This is a genomic window from Natronorubrum sediminis (assembly GCF_900108095.1).
GTDB lineage: Archaea > Halobacteriota > Halobacteria > Halobacteriales > Natrialbaceae > Natronorubrum > Natronorubrum sediminis.
Genome location: NZ_FNWL01000001.1, coordinates 890749 through 909906, shown reverse-complemented (window position 1 = coordinate 909906; position 19158 = coordinate 890749). Strand labels below are relative to the sequence as shown.

Annotated in this window: 19 protein-coding genes; 11 read left to right on the top strand and 8 right to left on the bottom strand. The window is 61.3% G+C overall.

The features are described 5' to 3' along the window. Positions 1-47 precede the first annotated feature (47 nt). Together rnhB and BLW62_RS04455 are read left to right on the top strand one after the other, a co-directional pair. Positions 48-746 (top strand): ribonuclease HII, encoded by a 699-nt coding sequence (rnhB, locus tag BLW62_RS04460; protein WP_090505557.1) that lies wholly within the window; start codon positions 48-50, stop codon positions 744-746. Between the two features lie 155 nt (positions 747-901). Then, on the top strand, positions 902-1912 hold the full coding sequence (locus BLW62_RS04455) for a sodium:calcium antiporter (RefSeq protein WP_090505555.1): 1011 nt from the start codon (positions 902-904) through the stop codon (positions 1910-1912). Positions 1913-1980: 68 nt separating this feature from the next. Here BLW62_RS04455 and BLW62_RS04450 read toward each other — a convergent pair whose 3' ends face one another. The 4 genes from BLW62_RS04450 to BLW62_RS04435 form a co-directional block, all read right to left on the bottom strand. Beyond that, a complete protein-coding gene (locus BLW62_RS04450) occupies positions 1981-3606 on the bottom strand; it encodes a preprotein translocase subunit SecD (protein ID WP_090505553.1) in 1626 nt (541 codons plus the stop codon). After that, positions 3606-4490: a protein translocase subunit SecF gene (secF, locus tag BLW62_RS04445; RefSeq protein ID WP_090505551.1), complete on the bottom strand. Its 885-nt coding sequence runs from the start codon at positions 4488-4490 to the stop codon at positions 3606-3608. Before secF ends, BLW62_RS04450 begins: the two co-directional genes overlap by 1 nt. A 79-nt stretch (positions 4491-4569) precedes the next feature. Continuing rightward, positions 4570-5043, bottom strand: coding sequence for a DUF5812 family protein (locus BLW62_RS04440; protein ID WP_090505548.1), 474 nt, complete (start codon positions 5041-5043; stop codon positions 4570-4572). Between the two features lie 170 nt (positions 5044-5213). Then, the gene (locus tag BLW62_RS04435) at positions 5214-5666 is read right to left on the bottom strand and encodes a response regulator (RefSeq protein ID WP_175459677.1); all 453 of its coding nucleotides are present in this window, start codon (positions 5664-5666) and stop codon (positions 5214-5216) included. 183 nt (positions 5667-5849) lie between these two features. On the opposite strand from BLW62_RS04435, the gene BLW62_RS04430 reads away from it, so the two are divergent. Together BLW62_RS04430 and BLW62_RS04425 are read left to right on the top strand one after the other, a co-directional pair. After that, the gene (locus BLW62_RS04430; protein WP_090505546.1) at positions 5850-7151 is read left to right on the top strand and encodes a glucose-6-phosphate isomerase; all 1302 of its coding nucleotides are present in this window, start codon (positions 5850-5852) and stop codon (positions 7149-7151) included. A 204-nt stretch (positions 7152-7355) separates the two neighbouring features. Then, a complete protein-coding gene (locus BLW62_RS04425; protein WP_090505544.1) occupies positions 7356-8474 on the top strand; it encodes a CPBP family intramembrane glutamic endopeptidase in 1119 nt (372 codons plus the stop codon). Between the two features lie 15 nt (positions 8475-8489). Here BLW62_RS04425 and BLW62_RS04420 read toward each other — a convergent pair whose 3' ends face one another. After that, positions 8490-8948, bottom strand: coding sequence for an NOB1 family endonuclease (locus BLW62_RS04420; protein ID WP_076579403.1), 459 nt, complete (start codon positions 8946-8948; stop codon positions 8490-8492). 4 nt (positions 8949-8952) lie between these two features. Then, positions 8953-9198 carry a PRC-barrel domain-containing protein gene (locus BLW62_RS04415; RefSeq protein ID WP_076579401.1) on the bottom strand — a complete coding sequence of 82 codons (246 nt, stop codon included), beginning with the start codon at positions 9196-9198 and terminating at the stop codon, positions 8953-8955. Positions 9199-9380: 182 nt separating this feature from the next. Between BLW62_RS04415 and infB the strand changes: the two genes are divergently transcribed. From infB to BLW62_RS04400, 3 genes are all read left to right on the top strand, one after another. Beyond that, the gene (infB, locus tag BLW62_RS04410) at positions 9381-11180 is read left to right on the top strand and encodes a translation initiation factor IF-2 (RefSeq protein ID WP_090505542.1); all 1800 of its coding nucleotides are present in this window, start codon (positions 9381-9383) and stop codon (positions 11178-11180) included. Positions 11181-11409: 229 nt separating this feature from the next. Further along, positions 11410-12522, top strand: a complete 1113-nt coding sequence (locus BLW62_RS04405; RefSeq protein ID WP_090505540.1) for an acyltransferase — start codon at positions 11410-11412, stop codon at positions 12520-12522. Positions 12523-12624: 102 nt separating this feature from the next. After that, the gene (locus BLW62_RS04400; protein WP_090505538.1) at positions 12625-13581 is read left to right on the top strand and encodes a DUF6159 family protein; all 957 of its coding nucleotides are present in this window, start codon (positions 12625-12627) and stop codon (positions 13579-13581) included. 110 nt (positions 13582-13691) lie between these two features. Here BLW62_RS04400 and BLW62_RS04395 read toward each other — a convergent pair whose 3' ends face one another. Together BLW62_RS04395 and BLW62_RS04390 are read right to left on the bottom strand one after the other, a co-directional pair. Further along, positions 13692-14072 carry a cyclophilin-like family protein gene (locus tag BLW62_RS04395; protein ID WP_090505536.1) on the bottom strand — a complete coding sequence of 127 codons (381 nt, stop codon included), beginning with the start codon at positions 14070-14072 and terminating at the stop codon, positions 13692-13694. Positions 14073-14152: 80 nt separating this feature from the next. Beyond that, on the bottom strand, positions 14153-15061 hold the full coding sequence (locus BLW62_RS04390; RefSeq protein WP_090505534.1) for a hypothetical protein: 909 nt from the start codon (positions 15059-15061) through the stop codon (positions 14153-14155). A gap of 179 nt (positions 15062-15240) precedes the next feature. Between BLW62_RS04390 and BLW62_RS04385 the strand changes: the two genes are divergently transcribed. The 4 genes from BLW62_RS04385 to BLW62_RS04370 all read left to right on the top strand — a co-directional run bounded on the left by BLW62_RS04385 (position 15241) and on the right by BLW62_RS04370 (position 18656). Beyond that, positions 15241-15591: a hypothetical protein gene (locus tag BLW62_RS04385; protein WP_090506417.1), complete on the top strand. Its 351-nt coding sequence runs from the start codon at positions 15241-15243 to the stop codon at positions 15589-15591. 139 nt (positions 15592-15730) lie between these two features. After that, positions 15731-17413 (top strand): glutamine hydrolyzing CTP synthase, encoded by a 1683-nt coding sequence (gene pyrG / locus BLW62_RS04380; RefSeq protein WP_090505532.1) that lies wholly within the window; start codon positions 15731-15733, stop codon positions 17411-17413. After that, complete coding sequence (gene guaA / locus BLW62_RS04375; RefSeq protein WP_090505530.1) at positions 17413-18330, top strand: glutamine-hydrolyzing GMP synthase; 918 nt, start codon at positions 17413-17415, stop codon at positions 18328-18330. Before pyrG ends, guaA begins: the two co-directional genes overlap by 1 nt. Continuing rightward, positions 18327-18656, top strand: coding sequence for a DUF7126 family protein (locus BLW62_RS04370; protein WP_090505528.1), 330 nt, complete (start codon positions 18327-18329; stop codon positions 18654-18656). Before guaA ends, BLW62_RS04370 begins: the two co-directional genes overlap by 4 nt. The last annotated feature ends 502 nt before the right edge of the window (positions 18657-19158 follow it).

Here is a 19158-nt window from a genome sequence, read left to right as displayed (position 1 = left end):
GTGCGAACAACGCAACGATTTAGCGGGTAGCCACAGATGCTCGGCGTATGCAATTCGGCGTCGACGAAGCCGGTAAGGGGCCCGCGCTCGGCTCGATGTTCGCCGCGTCCGTCTCGCTCGAGGATCCCACAACGCTGCCCAGGGGCATCGCGGACTCGAAGCGACTCGCACCCGAGCGACGCGAGGAACTGGCGTCGACGCTTCGCGAAGACGACCGAATCCACGTCGGCGTCGCCGAGATCACGCCGGCGCGGATCGACGATCCGGAGACGGACATGAACTCCCTCGCGGTCGCGGCTCACGCCGAAGCCATCGCCGCAGCTCACGACGAACTCGCAGCCGACGCACTCGAGTCGACGCCGATATCGGGGCTCTGTGACGCATGCGACACCGATGCGGATCGGTTCGCTCGCCGCGTCGCAGACGCTTGTTCGTCCGTAGCGGGTACCGAACCCTCGTTTCTCGAGCGCCTCGAGGTCGACGCTCGTCACGGGGCCGACGACGAGTCGCCACTCGTCGGCGCAGCCAGCATCGTCGCGAAAGTCGAACGGGACGCCCACGTCGCCGCGCTCGCCGAGGAGTACGGCCAGATTGGCAGCGGCTATCCGAGCGATCCGACGACGCGGGAATTTCTCGCGTCCTACGTCGGCGAACACGGCGAACTGCCACCGTGCGCTCGCGAGTCCTGGTCGACCTGCGAGACGGTACTCGCGGAGTCCCAGCAGACGGGCCTCGAGCAGTTCTGACGCGTCCTCCCAGTCTGTTTCACCCCGCCGTCGACGCGTAGATTCTGCCTGCATCCCCCACCGCCGACGCACAGATTCGACCTGCATCCTCCGCCATCCACGCGCAGATTCAGCCGGCATCCCATTTATACGCACACACGGTGCACGAGTGAGTCATGTTCGACGTGCTCGTCTACCTCGGGCTCGCAATCCTCGCGACGGCCGTCCTCTGGCGGGGGAGCCAGTGGCTCGAGGCGTCCGCGGACCAACTCGCGGTGGGCTACGGCGTCCCAGCCGTGGTACAGGGAGCGGTCATCGCCGCCGTGGGCTCGAGCATGCCGGAACTGGTGAGCGTGATCGTCGCCACGCTGCGCCACGGCGCGTTCGAACTCGGCGTCGGTGCAATCGTCGGCTCCGCGGTGTTCAACCTGCTCGTCATCCCCGCTGCGTCGGTGCTGGTCGGCAACGGGGGGATGGCGACGAATCGTGATTTGGTGTACAAGGAGTCCCTATTCTACATGCTCGCCGTCGCGTCGCTCCTGTTGACGTTCTCGCTCGCGGTGATCTACTACCCACTCGAGGGCGAGGGACTGCAGGGTGCCGTCACCCGCCCGCTCGCGTTGTTCCCGCTGATTCTGTACGGCCTCTACGTGTTCACGCAGTACCTCGATGCCGCGGAGCACGAAGGTGTGGGCGACGCGACGGTCGATATCGGCCGCGCCTGGCTCTGGTTCGGTCTCGGGTTAGTAGTCATCATCGTCGGCGTCGAAGGACTCGTTCTGGCCGCGCTCGGACTCGGTGACGCCTTCGGAACCCCCGCTTTCCTCTGGGGGATGACCATCGTCGCCGCCGGCTCGAGTTTTCCCGACGCGTTCGTCAGTATCGCCGCCGCTCGGTCCGGTCGAGCGTCGGTCAGCCTTGCGAACGTGCTCGGAAGCAACGTCTTCGACTTGCTCGTGGCTATCCCGGTTGGGATCCTCGTCGCCGGGACGCTGTCGATCACGTTCGCCCACATCGTGCCGATGATGGCCTTCCTGATCCTCGCGACGATCGTCTTCTTCACCATCGTTCGCACCGAGATGCGACTGACCGTCCCCGAAGCGTGGACCCTGCTCGCGCTCTACGGCGTCTTCGTCGTCTGGCTACTCCTCGAGAGCGTCGGACTCTCGGACGTCGTGCCGACCTGAACGACGCTGGCGAGAAGTGGGTTCGAACTGGAAACGCGGAAACGACACGCAGAACGCGAACTCGAGCGTTACTTGTCCGTCATCAGCCGCTGGAGGATGTCCCCGTAGGCTGGACGGGTGATGAGGACGCCAATCAGGACGCCGAGGATGGTGATGATCGCGAACCCTTGGAGGTCCCCGAGGCTCATGACGGCCAGTGGCGACATGGCGATGATCGTCGTCGCCGCGGCGGCCCCGATAATCCAGAAGGCCTTGCGGAAGCGGGACTCGAACACCCGCTGGGAGCTGACGTCGCCTTCGTCCATCACCTCGTCGGCGATGATGATGAGGTCGTCCACCCCCGTCCCGACGACGGCGATGAACCCGGCGACGTGGGAGAGATCCAGCGGCATGCGTATCAGCGCCGCGAACCCGAGGAGGATGACCACCTCCGCCATCGCGGTGAGGATCATCGGCGTGGCGACTCGCACGTCGCGATAGCGCAGGAAGACCATCCCGCTGACGGTCAACACTGACAGCCCGCCGATGAGCAGCGAGTAGAGCTTGAACTGATCGGCGAGTGCGGGTGACAGCGAGTACGTCTGTTCCTCGCTGAAGTCGAGTGGTGCGGGCATCGCACCGGCTTGCAGACTCACTGAGAGCCCCTGTGCCTGCTCTTGGTTCTGGGCCCCCATCTGGAAGGATGGGTCGGAGGCCCAGTCGCCCTGGTTCATGTTGTCGCCCAACTCTGGACCCATGCTGTGGGCGTCGATTGGCTCACCGTCGACGACCGTGAGCAGACAGTACTGCTCGTCGCTGTGGTCGAAGTCGATCGTGTCTTCGTCGGGCTCGAGCGAGCACATCTGCTGTCCTTCGTCGGTGAATCCGAGGTCGTTCAGATCCTCCTGAAAGTCGGGTGCGGCGTTGCTGTCGACTTCGACTGGAACGTCGTACCCGCTCCCACGCTCGGATGGCTCCGGCGGATCGACGGTCGCGATGTCGTCACCCTCGAGTACCGTCTGATTCGCCTGGCCGTCGTCGTCTGGATAGTAGGCGACGACCTCGACGATGCCACGATCCGAGAGCAACTCTCGGAGTTCATCGGGGTCCATGTCCGGTACTTCGGTGACGACGTAGTGCTCGCCGCCGACCTGTTCGGATTGGTAGGTGTCGCCGCCGGAGAGGCCGGCTTCGTTGATCATCGACTCGATCGTGTCGACCATCTGAGCGCGCGTCTGATCCGAGACGCCATCACGAACGTCGTCGTCGGGATCGACTTCGTGACCTGTCTCGTCGCTCAGGACCGCGGCGAACTCCTCTTGGGTCACCTCGTCGGTGAACACCTCCGCGTGGACGTTCCCGCTGTCGTCGTGATCGACGCTCGCGTTCCCCGTGTCGAGGTCGAGTTCGTCGTAGAGGGCGGTCTCGATTTCGTTGAGCCGTTCCCTGTCGACGGTTCCTTCCTCCTCGTCGGTCGCGTCAGTCTCGATGTCCTCGGCGACCATCCCGACGACTGGGGCGCTAATACGCGTGCCGCCGTCTAAGCCGAGTCCGTACTCGAGGTTCGTCGGATTGTCGTCGATACTCTCGTCGTCGACGTAGCTGTCGTCGGCCATGATCCCGCCGGGGATGAAGAGGGCGACGAGGGCGACGCTAACGAAGACGAGCAACAACATGAGTCGCCAGTACTCGAGGATGAAGCGTTTCGGTCCCATCAGGATCTCACCCCCTCGAATTTGTACCAGCGAAGCAGGCTTAGATTGAGCATGTAGGTGTTCATGAGGTCGGCTGCGAGGCCGACGAAGAGGATGATTCCGATCGAGGCGAGCAACTCGACGCCGAAGAGCCAGGCGGCGATCCCCATGACGAGCATCGCGGCCATCGACGTCACCGTCATCGTGACACCGGTCTGCATCGCTCGATTCGTACTCTCGTAGAACTCACCCTGTCGGCGCAGAATGTGGTTGTTCAACAGGATATCCGAGTCGACGGAATACCCGATCAGCATCAACAGTGCGGCGACGGTTCCGAGCGAGAGCGAAATGCCGGTTACCGCCATGAACGCGAGCGGAATCACGATATCCGAAAATGCCGACAACACGATCGCGATCGACGGAACGAACGTCCGAAAGAGCAAGAACGCGATGACGCTCATCCCGAGGAAGGCGACGGCGATGCCAAGCAGTGCCGTCTGTTGGGTCTGCTCGCCGAAGCTCTCGGAGACGGTCGACTCGAGTTGGACGACGTCCGCGTCACCGTCTTGTTCTAAGTTAGACTCGGCTTGCTCAGTGAGTGACTCGAGGTCGGTCGTGGTGAACTGCACGATGTACTGGTTCTCCGTCTCCGGGGCCGTCACCTCCTGTACCGACTCGGGCTCCTCGTCGAACGCCTGCTCGATCTCTTCTTCAGAAGAGGTCGTCTGCACGGTCAGTTCGGATCCGCCAGCGAAGTCCATTCCGAGCTGAACGGGTGCGCCCGTCGCGAGAAACGAACCGGTGAGAACGAGTAGTGCAACCGCGAGCACCGCAAGCGGCACTGCCGCGAGTTGGCGGTTGCTGTACCGGGTATAGTCGAACTCCGGTACGTCGAAATTCGCCATGTGTCCAACCTCTGGCAGTCCGGAAAAGTAAGCCTTCCCAATTTGTATACCACATTTGCCAACCAATTCGAACGAGCGCTCAATCGGGCAGGTATCGAACGCTCAAAACGCCGCCGCCCACATCGCGCCGAACTTCGACGCGAACCGCCTCGAGTCGCGCCGCCCGCGCGACAGTCTCCTCGTCCTCGAGAACGTCCGTCGCGGCCGCTTCGACGTCCTCCTCGGGTAGCCGAAAGACGTGGATCTCACCCGTTCCGGCTCGTTCCTCCTGAATCAACTCGCCGATATCGGCGTCAGCAGCCAGTTCTTTCGCGTGTTGGGTCGGCTCGAGGTCGCTGTCGACCAGTTCGATCGACCGTCGACCGTCGACGTCGACGACCTGCCACGTCACCTCGAGTGGCGGATCGGGTGCGACAGTCGCTTCGAGAACGTCGTGGACCTCGATGCCGGGGTTCGACGCGAGCGTGTGAACCTGTGCGGTCTCCACGTCACGGACGACAGCCGAGTCGTCTTCGGCGTGCGTGACGACGAAGGTTCCCGTCGTTTCGTTCATGCCTACCTATATGGAGAGGGACGGTTTCCACGTTTCGGCTTTCGCCGAATTCATCAGTGGGGTCCCGATTTGCGCGCTTTCGATACCATGTGAGTGCCCGTCGTTCGTGTCGCTTTGTCGCCTTCCCTCGAAAACTTCGGCTACCGGTACGTGTGCGGATTCGACGAGCGCTAGGTCGGTTCGGGCGGATGCCGCGCCGAGTCGATCCAGAAGTCTTCGATGGCCTGTGCCAGCGTGTCGAACTCGTCGGGACTTTTGGGTTTCGTCAGGTACGCGTTCGCTGCCCGGTCGTAACTCTTGGCAATGTCTTCTTCCGTCTCCGAACTCGAGAGAACCAACACTGGTGGCGGCGGGTACTCGAGTTGTTCGCTCAAAATCTCGAGGACTCTGAACCCGTCGACGCGTGGCAGGTTCAAATCGAGCAATACCAGATCGGGATCGGTACTTCTGTTATCCGTTTCACAGACGTCGAAGTACCTCGTGGCCTCCTCGCCGTTCGTGACGGTGTGAAACTTGATCTCACTCTCGATCGATTTGAACGCCTCCTGCGTCAGGCGAATGTCACCGGGATTGTCTTCGACGAGCAAGATGTCGATCGGCTCGGTAGGCTTGTAGCTGCTCATTGTAGTACTCTTATTTATCGGTGTCGTCCGGGTAAGGGTAGTCCCTACATATGTTGTGGTTCAGACTCGAGTGGCGTGCCTCCAGTGATTACAGCTGTGTGCGAAGCGTACTACACTGCGGTCCGTCAACTCGGTGATACCGATCACGGAACGCCTTTACCCCTAGCGGTCGCCTGCTCGCGTATGAACGTCGATATCGGGAACGCGCTCGCCTCGGTCGCCTCACCGGGCGTCTCGAGGGAGTCACTCGAGCGCCTCAACGACCAGGTCGGAGATGCCCACGAGCGAATCGAGCAGGGAATGGCCGACGCGGAACACGGCTACGAAGCACTGAACCTGCCACAACGGACTGATCCATCGGAGATCAGGGAAGCCGTCGAACCCGTCGCAGACGCCGAGACCTTGCTTACGATTGGGATCGGCGGCAGTGCACTCGGTGCAGCGACGATCACGGACGCCCTCGCAGCCGAGAGCGACACGGAGGCCATCTATCTCGACAACGTCGATCCGGTGTGGATCTCCCAACACCTCGAGAACCGCTCGCTCGAGAACACGGCGATCAACGTGGTCTCGCGTTCGGGAACGACCGCCGAGACGCTGGCGAACTTTCTGGTCGTCCGAGACGCCTTCGAGTCGGCGGACGTCGACTGGACCGAACGGACCATCGTGACGACCGGCGAATCGGGTCCCCTCCGGAATCTCTCCGACCGTCACGACCTCCCCTCTCTGCGGGTTCCCGACGGCGTCCCCGGACGATTCTCCGCACTGTCAGCCGTCGGCCTCGTCGCGGCGGCAGTCTGTGGGCACGACCTCGAGGCCCTGCTCGACGGCGCGGCGGCTGAAGCCGAGACGCTCTCCGGATCACTCTTCGAGTGTCCGGCGTACGCCTACGGCGCGACGACCTACGCCCTCGATCAGCGCGGCGCGGGAATCAACGCGATGGTTCCCTACGCCGAATCGCTCGAGACGTACGCCGAGTGGTTCGCCCAGTTGTGGGCCGAGAGCCTCGGCAAGGACGACCTCGGGCAGACCCCCGTTCGCGCCCTCGGCGTTACCGACCAACACTCCCAACTCCAGCTCTACCGTGCCGGGCCGCGGGACAAACTCGTCACGTTCGTCTCGCCGGGTGACCTCGCTGATCGCCCGATCCCCGACACTGGCGTCGACGAACTGGCCTACCTCAGCGACGCCACGCTCGCGGACCTGCTCGAGGCCGAGTTCGAGGCCACCGAAGCGAGCCTCGCCGCCGCCGGTCGGCCGAACGTCAGAGTCGAACTCGACGGCGTCGACGAGTACGAACTCGGTGGCTTGCTCTACGGCATGGAGGCGGCCTGCGTCCTCGCGGGCGAACTCTACGCCGTCAACACGTTCGAACAGCCCGCCGTCGAGTGGGCGAAGAAGGCGACTCGAGGGCTCCTCGGCGGCGGCGACTTCGAGGAAGCCGACGCCGTCGCCGAGAAGACGGAGCTACGGATCGAACGCTAACGAATCGGTCGTCACCGTCTGGCTGACTGCTCGTTGGCCGCTCGAGTTTACGTTTCAGAAGGAGACACGTCGACGCTCGAGTCACCTCGGTAAGCGACACATCAACGCTCGAGTCATCTCGGTAAGCGCCACGTCGACACTCGAGTCCACCGTCTCGGTTGCACAATTCGATTCGCCTTTGGGTCCGCACTCGAAAGTCCACGTATGAGCGAATCCGTTCAGCGTGTCGACAACGGCGACGAACCGGCGTCCGCAGCCGTCGTTTCGTCGCTGGGGGCCGTTCTCTCGGCCGTTACCCTCGGTTTCCTCTTGCTCTCACTCACTCGCGGACCCGAGAGTGCGGTGCTCTGGGGTGGGGCAGTTGGCGCACTCGTGGCGACCGGTGCCTTTCTCGCCAGTCGGTACGGCTTCCTCGAGCGAGCCGTCGCGGGCCCCATCGGCGCTGGCTCGAGCCTGCTGGTCGTCGCGCTCTCGGCCTTCGCGATCATGCAGGGGACGCTCGGCTCGGTCGTCCTCCCCGGTCTCGAGTGGTCCGTCTCGTCGCTGTTCGCGGCGTTTTTCGTCGGCGCAGGGGTCGTCGGTGTCGGCGTCGCCGAATACGCCCATCTCTCGGGGCGTGAACTGGTCGGCCGGCTGACCCTGACAGTCGAGATGATCGCACTCGCCGTCGTCGGGCTCTTTGGAATGTCCATCGCCTACCTCTTTCTCGAGTTGCCGATCATGCTCGTCGTCGGCGAACCCACGGCGACACAGCAAATGACCCTCGAGTACCTCGCGACCGGCGTCGGCCTCGGTGCCGTCGCCGCCGGCTACCTCGCTTATCGCGAGCACGACTGGTCGTTCATCGACCTCGAGTGGCCGACGCGCTGGACGGTCGCCTGGATCGTTGTCGGTTCTCTCCTCATTATCGGCGTGAACATCGGTGCCTCCGCATTGATGACCTTCGCCGGTATCGAAGGCTCCGAGCACTCACTGACACAGGACATTCTCGAGAACCCGTCCTTGCTGGTGATCATCGTCCCAGCGATGGTGTTGATCGTCGGGCCGTTCGAGGAACTCCTCTATCGAAACGTCGTTCAGAAGTCCCTCTACGGCAGGTTCTCGCGGGCCGGTGCGGTCGTCGTCGCGAGCGTCGTGTTCACGGTAGTCCACATCATCGCGTACGCGACCGCGGGTGCGGGAGAAATACTCGCGAGTCTGTCGTTACTCTTCGTGCTCTCGTTGATTCTGGGCTGGCTCTACGTGCGGACGGAGAACCTCCTGGTTCCGGCGCTCGCACACGGCTGTTACAACGCCGTCGTCGTCTCGTTCGTCGTTTTGTGAGAAGACGGAGGACTCTTACGACGGGTTCTTACGGGCCAGTTCCGAGCCACAGATCGGACAGCGATCTTTTTGCTCGTCGAACTCGCGACCACAGCCCTGACACTGGTAGTGCCAGTGACGTTGCTCTTCGATGCCATCGCGAGCGATCACTTCGACGGCGACGTTGAGTTTCTCGGCAACGTTTTGCATCGCGTAGTCGTCGGTCACGAGCGTTCCGTCGAGTTCGAAACTCGCCGCGACGAGTCGAATGTCGGTGTCCGAGAGCACGTCGAGGTCGCCGGACTCTTTGGCCGCCCGTCGGACCTTTTCGGTGGTATCTTCGTTCGGAATGTGAATGTGCATCCCAGAGCCTTCCATCGCGTCGAATCGGTAGGCGCTCTCGTCCTCGAGTTCCTCGCGGACGAGCGGGATCGTTGCAGTCTGTTCTGTCGTGTGGAAGTCGTGGATAAACGCCGAGGAGTCGAGAATGTACATACCGTTATCGCTGGACCACAATGTAATCTTTAACCGCTTGGACACGGCTCACGGGGACGAGGAACCGACCCTCATCGTCGCGACTGAAGTCGATCGACCGGACGGGAAGTTCTTCGTCGGGTTCGATGACGAGATCGTTCAGTTGTCCGGACTTGAGGTCCATCGTAATGTTGTAGAGCAATCCCAGTTCAGTTCCGTCAGACCCCATGACGGACTTCCCCGAGAGATTCTCAGCGAGTATATCGCTCATGTGTACCAGTATTTACCTAGTCGGTATTAAAAATCACGGGGTTGGTGGGGTGTCGTCACAGGTGGATCGTCTCTCACACGAACGCTCCACTACCGCTCGAGGAGCGACTCGAGGGTCGATGACGATGGGTTTAACTACCGCTCTCCCGACGCGTTAGATAAGACCTTCTCGGGTGGTTCACCATGTCGAATACGGATACGCGCGACCCAACATCTCTCAGAACACCGATCGTCGCCGTCCTCGGACACGTCGATCACGGCAAGACCAGTCTCCTCGACAAAATCCGTGGCTCTGCGGTTATCGAGGGCGAAGCAGGAGCGATCACCCAGCACATCGGCGCAACAGCCGTCCCGCTGGATATCATCTCTTCGATTGCAGGTGATCTCGTCGATCCCGACGACTTCGACCTGCCCGGCCTCCTCTTTATCGACACGCCGGGCCATCACTCCTTCACGACGCTTCGCTCTCGCGGCGGTGCCCTCGCCGACATCGCTATCCTCGTCGTCGACGTCAACGACGGCTTCCAGCCACAGACACTCGAGGCCCTCGAAATCCTCAAACGCTCCCAGACACCGTTTATCGTCGCGGCGAACAAGATCGATACCGTTCCGGGTTGGAACGCGACCGAGGACGCGCCGATCACCGAGACGTACGAGTCCCAGTCGGATCGCGTTCGCTCTCGCCTCGACGAGAGTCTCTACGAGATCATCGGTAACCTCAGTGACGAGGACCTCTCTGCGGACCTGTACTGGCGGGTCCAGAACTTCCAGCGCAACGTCGGCGTCGTCCCCGTCTCAGCGATGACTGGCGAGGGCGTCCCCGACCTCCTGACGGTGATGATGGGACTCTCCCAGCGCTACATGAAAGAGGAGATGGAAATCGACGTCACCGGCCCCGGCGTCGGGACCGTCCTCGAGGTCAAAGAGGAGAAAGGCTTCGGAACGACCATCGACACCGTCCTCTACGACGGAACGATTCGGGACGACGATACGCTCGTCGTCGGTGGGCAAAACGATCCGATCGTCACCGATGTCCGGGCTTTGCTCCAACCCCGTCCGCTCGCGGAAATTCGAACCGAGAGTCGGTTCGAAAAGGTCGAGTCGGTCTCGGCGGCGACGGGGATCAAAGTTGCCGCGCCCGACCTTGCAGACGCCATGGCCGGTGCACCAGTCCGTGTCGTCCGTGACCGTCCACTCGAGGACGTCGTCGACGAAGTCGAAGCCGAACTCGCGGATATCGCCGTCGATACCGACGAGCAGGGCGTCGTCGTCAAAGCCGATACGCTCGGCAGTCTCGAGGCCATGGCCGACGCACTCGAGGAGACTGAACTTCCCATCGTCCGCGCGGAAGTCGGTGATGTCGCACCGCGGGACGTGTCGGTCGCCTCCACCGCAGAAGACCAGAAACAGCAGGTCATCCTCGGCTTCAACGTCGACGTGCTCGGTGATGCCGACCAGCGCGCCGAGAACGACGACGTGCGGATTTTCACGGACGACGTGATCTACCAACTCATCGAGGAGTACGAGGAGTTCGTCGACGAACTCGAGCGCGAACAACAAGACACCATTCTCGAGAACATCGTGCGACCGGCACGATTCCGCATCCTGCCGGATCACACCTTCCGTCAGAACGACCCCGCCGTCGTCGGCGTCGAGGTGAACTCGGGAACCGTCCAGAACAATGCGAACGTCGTCAAATACGAGAACAACGAGCCAGAACGCGTCGGTCAGGTCAAAGGCATTCAAGAACAGGGCGAGGACGTCGACGAGGCCCGCGCCGGAAACCGCGTCTCGGTCGCTATCGACGGCCCCACTGTTGGCCGCCAGATCGAAGAGGACGACGAACTCTGGATCGAAATTCCGGAGAAACACGCGAAGATCTTAGAACAGGAGTTGACCAGCGAAATTCCCGGCGACGAACTCGAGGCGCTGAACATGTACCTCGACAAACAACGCAGTCGCGACCCGTTCTGGGGCAAGTAACCGACCGTCTTCAACTGGATTGACGCGTCTCAACTCGAGTTTGTGCGATTTTGCCTCGATTCGATCCCGATAACGGCGCATACTTTCGAGTTGAATAATTGAGCCTATCCGAAACGATAGTCGACATACTGTCTCCGTATTGTACTATTCGGGACGAACACATGATTGAACTATACGATAACCAGACGATCCAAAAGAATCATAGGTGCTACCGAAATGGCCTCGGGCAATGGCCAGTCGAATCTACAGTCTGGATTCGATGCGGATCGTCGCGATGGTGTTCGTCGTCGCGATTCACACGAATCTCTTCAGGGGCCTCGGCGCGTACGGCAACGTCGCGAACTTCGTGATCGATTCGGCTGGGCGATTCGTCGTTCCGTTTTTCTTCATGACCTCGGGGTACCTCTTCGCGCTCAAAACGATGCATGGAGACCCCAAGGCCTACTTGGTCGACCGAATGGTGACTATCGCCTCCCTCTACGTGTTCGGGCTGTTACTCGCCGCGCCGGTGTTTCTGGCTGGCGCTGCCATCGAAACGGGGGTCGACAATCCGTACGTCCTCGACGTTCTTTTCAGTGAGTTCGCGGGATTCATCTCGCCACTCGGATTGCTCTATTACGGAGACTCGGTGTCCGTCATTTTGTGGTTCCTCCCGGCATTGGCGTTCTCGCTGGCGTTCGTCTACGGTTTCGTTCGAACGGACAAAACCGCGTATCTGCTTCCCATTTCGATCGCCGTTCACCTCGTCGGATTGTTGGGAGCGAGTTACACGATGTTCGTCGATATTCCACTCGAGGTGCGAGACGCCGTATTCTTCGGGTTCTTCTACACGAGTCTCGGATACGTCATCTACTCGCGGGGGTTGACTCCGCGCCGAGATCACAGCACGATCTACCTCGGGTTGACCGTGCTGTTCACCGCCGTCCACGTCGGCGAGCGATACGTGCTCGGATACGTGCTCACGGGCGATGCGATCACACAGGAGGTGTACGTCTCGAGCTATACGATCGGCACCGCGTTAGCCACGTTCTTCTTGTTTATGTACCTCCTCTCGCGACCGAACCTGGGAAAGGGAACGCCGTTGCCATCCTGGGGGAAGTACGCTGTCGGCATTTACGTCGTTCATCCGGCCGTATTGTACCCACTCGAGCGCTTCGATGAGGCTCTCCGAGTGCTCGGATACGATATTGGTAACACGCTCGCGTGGCACCTCCTACTGCTCTGGGCGACGTTCTTCGGCGCGTTACTCGTCTACATCGCCGCACAAAAACTCGGTGCGCTCGAGCGAAATCGGTTACGTCTTCCACGAATTCGTCGGATTCGAAAGTCTGGATCGAATTGAACGATACAGCCCATATCTACTTTTGCGCTCGTAATCGACGCTCAAGCATCAAACCGGTGCCAAAACAAGTAAGCTTTTACATTTAATGTGTGAAAATTAATTATGGCTGCTCAATTATCCCTTCGAGACCGGTTGCGAATGGGTGTCGCTATCACGCGCGGTTCGTTTCGGACGCTTCGACAACGAAAGTGGTTGTTCGCCTTTCCGATCTTGTACGGTCTAACGTGGGTCGTCGGTCTCGGTATCATCCTCGGTGGGATTTTCGTCGCGTTGATCGCCGCGGGATACGCGCTCGCAGCACTCGAGTCATTCGTGTCACTCCCCGAAGGCACGGCCGACGACGTTGCGATGGCAGTGTTGTTCGCCTCGTCCGCGGTGTTCTTGTTCATTACGTCCTCCGTCGCGACGTTTTTCAGCGCCACACTGGTCCACTCCGTCGGGAACATCTTCACAGACGAACAGACGGGAGTCCGCGACGGACTCGCGGGGGCGTGGGGTGCGAAACGAACGATTCTCGCGTGGGGTGGCGTCGGTGCGGTCGTCGGAATGGTTATTCGGATCCTCGAAAATCGGACGGGGCGTGGCTCTCGGTTCGTCCAATCCACGCTCGGATTCGCGTGGTCTGCGATGACGTTTTTCATCGTTCCCGTGATCGTCTTTCAAGAAGGTGGTCTCCGCGAATCAGTTCGAAACAGTCTCGAGATATTCCGTCAGACCTGGGGCGAGGCAGCCGTGATCAACCTCGGAGTTGGGCTCGTGATGTTTCCGTTGATCGCGATCATCGGATTCGTCGGGATCGGTGCGCCGGCACTTTTGCTCGAGGAACCGGGAACCGTGCTCACGATAACGGCTGCACCAACGCTCGTCCTCGTCGGAATCGCATTGGCGACGTATCAGGCTGCAACCGGCGTCGCAAAAACGGCGCTGTACTACCACGCAACCGGGAAGCCCTTACCCGAGGAATTCGGCGACATTGATCCAACTGAATTCGTTTCCCAATCGGTAGACGACGACCGCCACTCACCAGAGTCGCCAGCGCAGCAATCCGACGGAGTCTAACCTCGTTTCGCTTCTCCTCGCATCTCCTCGCTTCTTCTCGACACTCGAGTGTTGGAAACCGAGCCAGAAACCGATTGAGCGGATCGGAAGGGGTTCACGTTCGTCGCGAGTCAGCACTCGGTTCGTGACTCGAGGCGGAGACGCGCCCCGCCCTCGACTCCGGCGAGCGCCGACGCGTCCTCGAGTCGTGCGACGACGGACACCGGTGCGGCGGCGCGTGGTTCGTCGGTTTCACTGGCGGGAGTCGGGCCCCAGAACAGACACAGTTTGTCGCCCGCCGGCCAGTAGGCGAGTGCACCCTCGGGAACGACGTCTCGAGCGTTTTCCGGCGGTACGTCGAGTGCGACATCGATATAGAGCTCGTCGCCCCAGCGGACGGCATCGCCACCGACGGGGAGTACGGCGTCGAGTGCAGCCTGCGTTTTCGGCGCGTCGCCGGTCCAGGTCGCCTCGAGGGCGTGATCGTCGACGAAGACGGTGAGGTCGGCCATACGCTGTGCCAGACGCCGTCGATACTTCAGTGTCCGTGGTGCGTTGGGTCCGTTAGCAACGATTCCGAGGTCTACTGGATCTATTGGCGCGGCGCGTCGATCTCGCGTGAGCGAACGCGTTCGACCCCCTCGAGTACACCCTCGGGATCGTCGATTTCTTCTTGGTCACAGCGAACGTCGAACCAGCGATTGCGCTCAATGACGAGTTCCTCGTCGGTCAGCTCGATCGTGCCAATTCGATCCCACGGGATCAGCTTGGAGTTGAATCGATCGACGACGAGGCCGGCGTCGTATGCCTGAAGCGTGGCCCCGCCCCATCGAGAGTCGGCTTCCGGCTGTTCGAAAGCGCCCCACTCGCGGCGCTGTCCGACCCACAACAAGAGGAGAATCGAGCCATAACCGAGAAGGCGCGCCCCGGATCCCCCCTCCGAAAACGCTGCCTGGAGACCAGTGAGTACGAACAAGACGCCGGAACCGGCGATCGCGATACTCCAGCCAGGACCGTCGAATCGTGTGGTCTGCCAGGTCCACTCGATAGTCGGCTCGCCAGTTACCGCTGCAATGTATCGGTTGCGAGTCATCTGGGAGAGGCCAATCGCGATCGCGATCGTAATTATCGCGAATCCGACCGCGGTCGCGACGAGTTGCGGAGAGAGGCTAATCTGTCCCAGCCACGCACCGAGTGGCACTCCCGCGAACGCCATCGCTGGAACGTACCAGAGCGATCGCCGGAGACGGTTCTGGCCGAGTCGTTCGGGGACGCCCTCGAGTCGATTCCCGAAGACGAGGGTTACGAGCAAGACGCCGGTAACCGTGCTTGGTGCGGTTGCGAGGAGCGTCGCCGTCGAGGCGTCAGCGGCAATCCCACCGACCGTCGCGAATCCCGCGACGACGAGGCCGAGGTAGAAGCCGATACCGACCTTGAAACCGAGGTCGATACCGTCGCTCCCGGCGGGTTTGGGGACGGACTGTCGCTCGCGGGAGAGCATCTACCGAAAAGATGTGACACTGTTACTAAACGATTCTGTCTGCTATCGTTCATCTCGGTGGTGATCGAGCGAACGCCGCCGCTGTCGTCTGCGAGCAGTCGTGTCGGTCGACCGAGATCGGTCACGAATGACTCCGAACCCCAGCAAGGATTAACATGCTGTTCGTGGTGGCTCGTCGCATGTTCGCACGCTTGACCCAGTACAAACACGAGGAGGTGCAGTTCGACGACAACCGAACGACCGGCGAGTCCCAAACCGAGGACTCGGTCAATCCGGACGCGGAGGACTACTTCGGCACCGAGATGGACGAACTGGACGTCGAGACGTGGGAGACCGTCGAATACGAGGATGATCCGATCCAGCGACGCTCAATCACGGTCGACGGCGTCACTGCCATCTCCGTCTCGCAGGAGTCGATCGATGCGGACGAACGGGACCTCCCCGGGCGGTCAATCCAGTTGCAATTGGGTGCGGAAACGACGACCCTCGAGCACGCCGAAATCGTCGACGTACGCGCCGAGAGTTCCTAACCCCTCGAGCGATTTCGCCGTCACACCGCGGTTCGGTCTCGCTGGTGGAGTTCGTCGGCATCTCGATCGAGGGGTGCTAGTCCGTCTCGAGGCAGACCGGTCCCGAAATCGTTTTCAACCGCTCACGCGGACACTCGGTATGCCGACGGAATCGGACACTCATTATGACCCTTCCCTGGGGAACAAGTTCATCTTCGTCACCGGCGGCGTGATGTCGGGACTCGGCAAGGGGATCACGGCCGCGAGCACCGGCCGACTCCTCAAAACGGCCGGGTTCGACGTGACTGCCGTGAAGATCGACCCGTATCTCAACGTCGACGCGGGGACGATGAATCCGTACCAACACGGAGAGGTGTACGTCCTCGAGGACGGCGGCGAGGTCGACCTCGATCTGGGGAACTACGAGCGCTTCCTCGATATCGACATGACCTCGGACCACAACATCACCACCGGGAAGACGTACCAACACGTCATCGAGAAGGAGCGTGCGGGCGACTATCTCGGGAAAACCGTCCAGATTATCCCGCACATCACCGACGACATCAAACGGCGCATTCGGGAAGCCGCCGAGGGAACCGACGTCTGCATCATCGAAGTCGGTGGCACCGTCGGTGACATCGAGGGGATGCCCTACCTCGAGGCCTTGCGCCAGTTCGCCCACGAGGAACCCGAGGAGAACGTCCTCTTCACGCACGTCACCCTCGTGCCCTACTCGAAAAACGGCGAGCAGAAGACGAAACCGACCCAACACTCCGTCAAGGAGGTCCGTTCGATCGGTCTCCAGCCGGACATCATCGTCGGCCGCTGTGAGGATCGACTCGACCCCGAGACGAAAGAGAAGATCGCGCTGTTCTGTGACATCCCGACCGACGCGGTGTTCTCGAACCCCGACGTCGAGGACGTCTATCACGTCCCGCTGATGGTCGAAGAGGAAGGACTCGACCAGTACGTCTTAGAGCACTTCGGGATGGCCGACGAGGCGCTGGCGACCGGCGAGCGAACGAACGACTGGCGCGAGATCGTCACGACCGAGAAAGACGGGAACGTGGATGTCGCACTCGTCGGAAAGTACGACCTCGAGGACGCCTACATGTCCATCCACGAGTCGCTGAAACACGCCGGCTTCGAGGTCGGTGTCGATGTGAACGTCCACTGGGTGTCGGCCGACGAGATGGCCGACGGCCACGACGGCCAACTCGAGGGAATGGAGGGCGTTATCGTCCCCGGTGGCTTCGGCATGCGCGGTTCGGAGGGCAAAATCGAGGCCGTTCGCTACGCCCGCGAGCACGACGTTCCGTTCCTCGGGCTCTGTCTTGGCTTCCAGATGGCCGTCGTCGAGTACGCCCGGAACGTGCTGGGACTCGAGGACGCTCACTCGGCCGAAATGGTCGAGGATACACCACATCCGATTATCGACATTCTGCCCGAACAGTACGAAGTCGAGGACATGGGCGGGACGATGCGTCTCGGCGAGCACACGACCGTGATCGAACCTGAGACGCTCGCCTACGACCTCTACGACGACACGTCCTGTACGGAGCGCCACCGCCACCGATACGAGGTCAATCCGGAGTACTTCGATGACTTCGAGGACGAACCGCTGACGTTCTCGGGGACGGCAGGAAACCGAATGGAGATCCTCGAACTCGAGGACCACCCCTACTTCCTCGGGACGCAGTTCCACCCCGAGTACACGTCCCGACCCGGCCAGCCGAGTCCGCCGTTCCTCGGTCTCATCGAGGCAATCGCCGGGGACGGAGCGGACGAGACGGAAGCGAACGGCGACACGACGAACGATACGGAAACGGAGGTTACTCACTGATGGTAGAAACAGAGACATTCGTTCCAGAGGCAGTTGCAGAGATCGGCGACGAAATCGGCGATTCGAACGCCGTCATCGCGCTTTCGGGCGGGGTCGACTCCTCGGTCGCCGCCGCACTCGCCTACGAGTCGATCGGCGACCAGCTCACGCCGGTCTACGTCGATACCGGATTGATGCGCAAAGGCGAGACCGACCAGATCCGCGAGACGTTCGACTACATGGAGTCGCTGCGGATCGTCGACGCGAAAGATCGGTTCCTCGAGGCTCTTGCCGGCGTCACGGACCCCGAGGAGAAACGACACATCATCGGCGAACAGTTCATCCGGGAGTTCGAGCGTGAGGCAACCGAGGCCGACGCTGACTACCTCGTCCAGGGGACGATCTATCCCGACCGGATCGAGAGCGAGGGGGGAATCAAGTCCCACCACAACGTCGGCGGCCTCCCCGATGTCGTCGATTTCGACGGCATCGTCGAACCCGTCCGCGACCTCTACAAGGACGAAGTTCGCGAGGTCGCACGCCACCTCGGCCTCGACGAAATCGTCGCCGAGCGGATGCCGTTCCCCGGCCCCGGTCTCGCCGTGCGCGTCATCGGCGAAGTCACCGACGAGAAACTCGAGGTCGCGCGTCACGCCTGTCACGTCGTCGAGGACGAACTCGAGGAGTACGAGCCGTGGCAAGCCCTCGCCGCCGTGATCGGGAAGGCGACCGGTGTCAAAGGTGACAATCGGGTTCACGGCTGGGTCGTCTCCGTTCGCTCGGTCGACTCCCGTGATGGCATGACCGCCCGCGCTCAGGAAATCGACTGGCAGACGCTCCAGCGAATTCAGTCGCGTATCACCGGCGAGAACGAAACCGTCGCTCGCGTCGTCTACGACGTGACGCACAAGCCACCCGCGACGATCGAGTACGAATGACGGAACTGAACGCGGTCGTCGTCGGTCCTGACGAAGACGAGATCACGCCCGCACTCGAGGCCGAAGGAGCCACCGTCACCCGCCTCAACGGCGTGGTAACCCGGCCCGTTCTCGAAGAAGCTGGCATCGTCGAGGCCGATCTGTACGTACTGACGGATATCGGGCAGGCGACGACGATTCCAATCGTCTGTGATCTCACGGACGACGTTCGGACGGTCGTCTACGCTCGCAGAACCGTTCCGGAGTTCGTCAAGGGGCAACTGGACATCGCGATCGATCCGAAGCTGATGGACGCCTCGCTCGTCGCCGAGGAACTGACCGACTAACGTCGGCGCTGTCGCTCTTTTTCACGAGCGGTACGGACACATGTCGCACACACGACGGACAGTGAAACGGAAAACAATCACAATCCCTGAACTGTAATCGATCTCGAGCGGAGATTTAGCCGAATAAAACTGGGCTAAATTCGGTGGAATCCGGTGTAAGACACTGCTACCATCGCCCCGGTTGAAGTGCACGCCGCTGATTGGATGAGATGGAGGTCGACGGGCAGACCCCACCAAGGCATTATGCCTATTCCCGTGACTTCCAGCAACCCCACCACAGCACCCTTCCCCACCATTGCCACACCGTTTTCTAACTGACACGGGCTCTTGCACCAGTCCGTGTCGGCTACGGTAGGCAATTTCGAGGCGCGTCAACCCGACGCGCTTCTTTGCTGGGTTTCTACGCACATCGACACTGCACTCGTCAGTGGCTCGTCTCCGTTCTGAATAGCCACATCAAAAGCGACTGCTTCTACTAGCTAATCGATCGCCACTTTCGCGA

Excerpts from the sequence above, each read along its gene's own strand:
- secF (WP_090505551.1), bottom strand. The coding sequence starts at position 4,490 with ATGGCGAATTTCGACGTACCGGAGTTCGACTATACCCGGTACAGCAAC.
- BLW62_RS04425 (WP_090505544.1), top strand. The coding sequence starts at position 7,356 with ATGAGCGAATCCGTTCAGCGTGTCGACAACGGCGACGAACCGGCGTCC.
- BLW62_RS04450 (WP_090505553.1), bottom strand. The coding sequence starts at position 3,606 with ATGGGACCGAAACGCTTCATCCTCGAGTACTGGCGACTCATGTTGTTG.
- BLW62_RS04400 (WP_090505538.1), top strand. The coding sequence starts at position 12,625 with ATGGCTGCTCAATTATCCCTTCGAGACCGGTTGCGAATGGGTGTCGCT.
- BLW62_RS04435 (WP_175459677.1), bottom strand. The coding sequence starts at position 5,666 with ATGAGCAGCTACAAGCCTACCGAGCCGATCGACATCTTGCTCGTCGAA.
- BLW62_RS04440 (WP_090505548.1), bottom strand. The coding sequence starts at position 5,043 with ATGAACGAAACGACGGGAACCTTCGTCGTCACGCACGCCGAAGACGAC.
- BLW62_RS04390 (WP_090505534.1), bottom strand. The coding sequence starts at position 15,061 with ATGCTCTCCCGCGAGCGACAGTCCGTCCCCAAACCCGCCGGGAGCGAC.
- BLW62_RS04420 (WP_076579403.1), bottom strand. The coding sequence starts at position 8,948 with ATGTACATTCTCGACTCCTCGGCGTTTATCCACGACTTCCACACGACA.
- BLW62_RS04415 (WP_076579401.1), bottom strand. The coding sequence starts at position 9,198 with ATGAGCGATATACTCGCTGAGAATCTCTCGGGGAAGTCCGTCATGGGG.
- infB (WP_090505542.1), top strand. The coding sequence starts at position 9,381 with ATGTCGAATACGGATACGCGCGACCCAACATCTCTCAGAACACCGATC.
- pyrG (WP_090505532.1), top strand. The coding sequence starts at position 15,731 with ATGCCGACGGAATCGGACACTCATTATGACCCTTCCCTGGGGAACAAG.
- BLW62_RS04405 (WP_090505540.1), top strand. The coding sequence starts at position 11,410 with ATGGCCAGTCGAATCTACAGTCTGGATTCGATGCGGATCGTCGCGATG.
- BLW62_RS04430 (WP_090505546.1), top strand. The coding sequence starts at position 5,850 with ATGAACGTCGATATCGGGAACGCGCTCGCCTCGGTCGCCTCACCGGGC.
- BLW62_RS04385 (WP_090506417.1), top strand. The coding sequence starts at position 15,241 with ATGTTCGCACGCTTGACCCAGTACAAACACGAGGAGGTGCAGTTCGAC.
- BLW62_RS04395 (WP_090505536.1), bottom strand. The coding sequence starts at position 14,072 with ATGGCCGACCTCACCGTCTTCGTCGACGATCACGCCCTCGAGGCGACC.
- rnhB (WP_090505557.1), top strand. The coding sequence starts at position 48 with ATGCAATTCGGCGTCGACGAAGCCGGTAAGGGGCCCGCGCTCGGCTCG.
- BLW62_RS04370 (WP_090505528.1), top strand. The coding sequence starts at position 18,327 with ATGACGGAACTGAACGCGGTCGTCGTCGGTCCTGACGAAGACGAGATC.
- BLW62_RS04455 (WP_090505555.1), top strand. The coding sequence starts at position 902 with ATGTTCGACGTGCTCGTCTACCTCGGGCTCGCAATCCTCGCGACGGCC.
- guaA (WP_090505530.1), top strand. The coding sequence starts at position 17,413 with ATGGTAGAAACAGAGACATTCGTTCCAGAGGCAGTTGCAGAGATCGGC.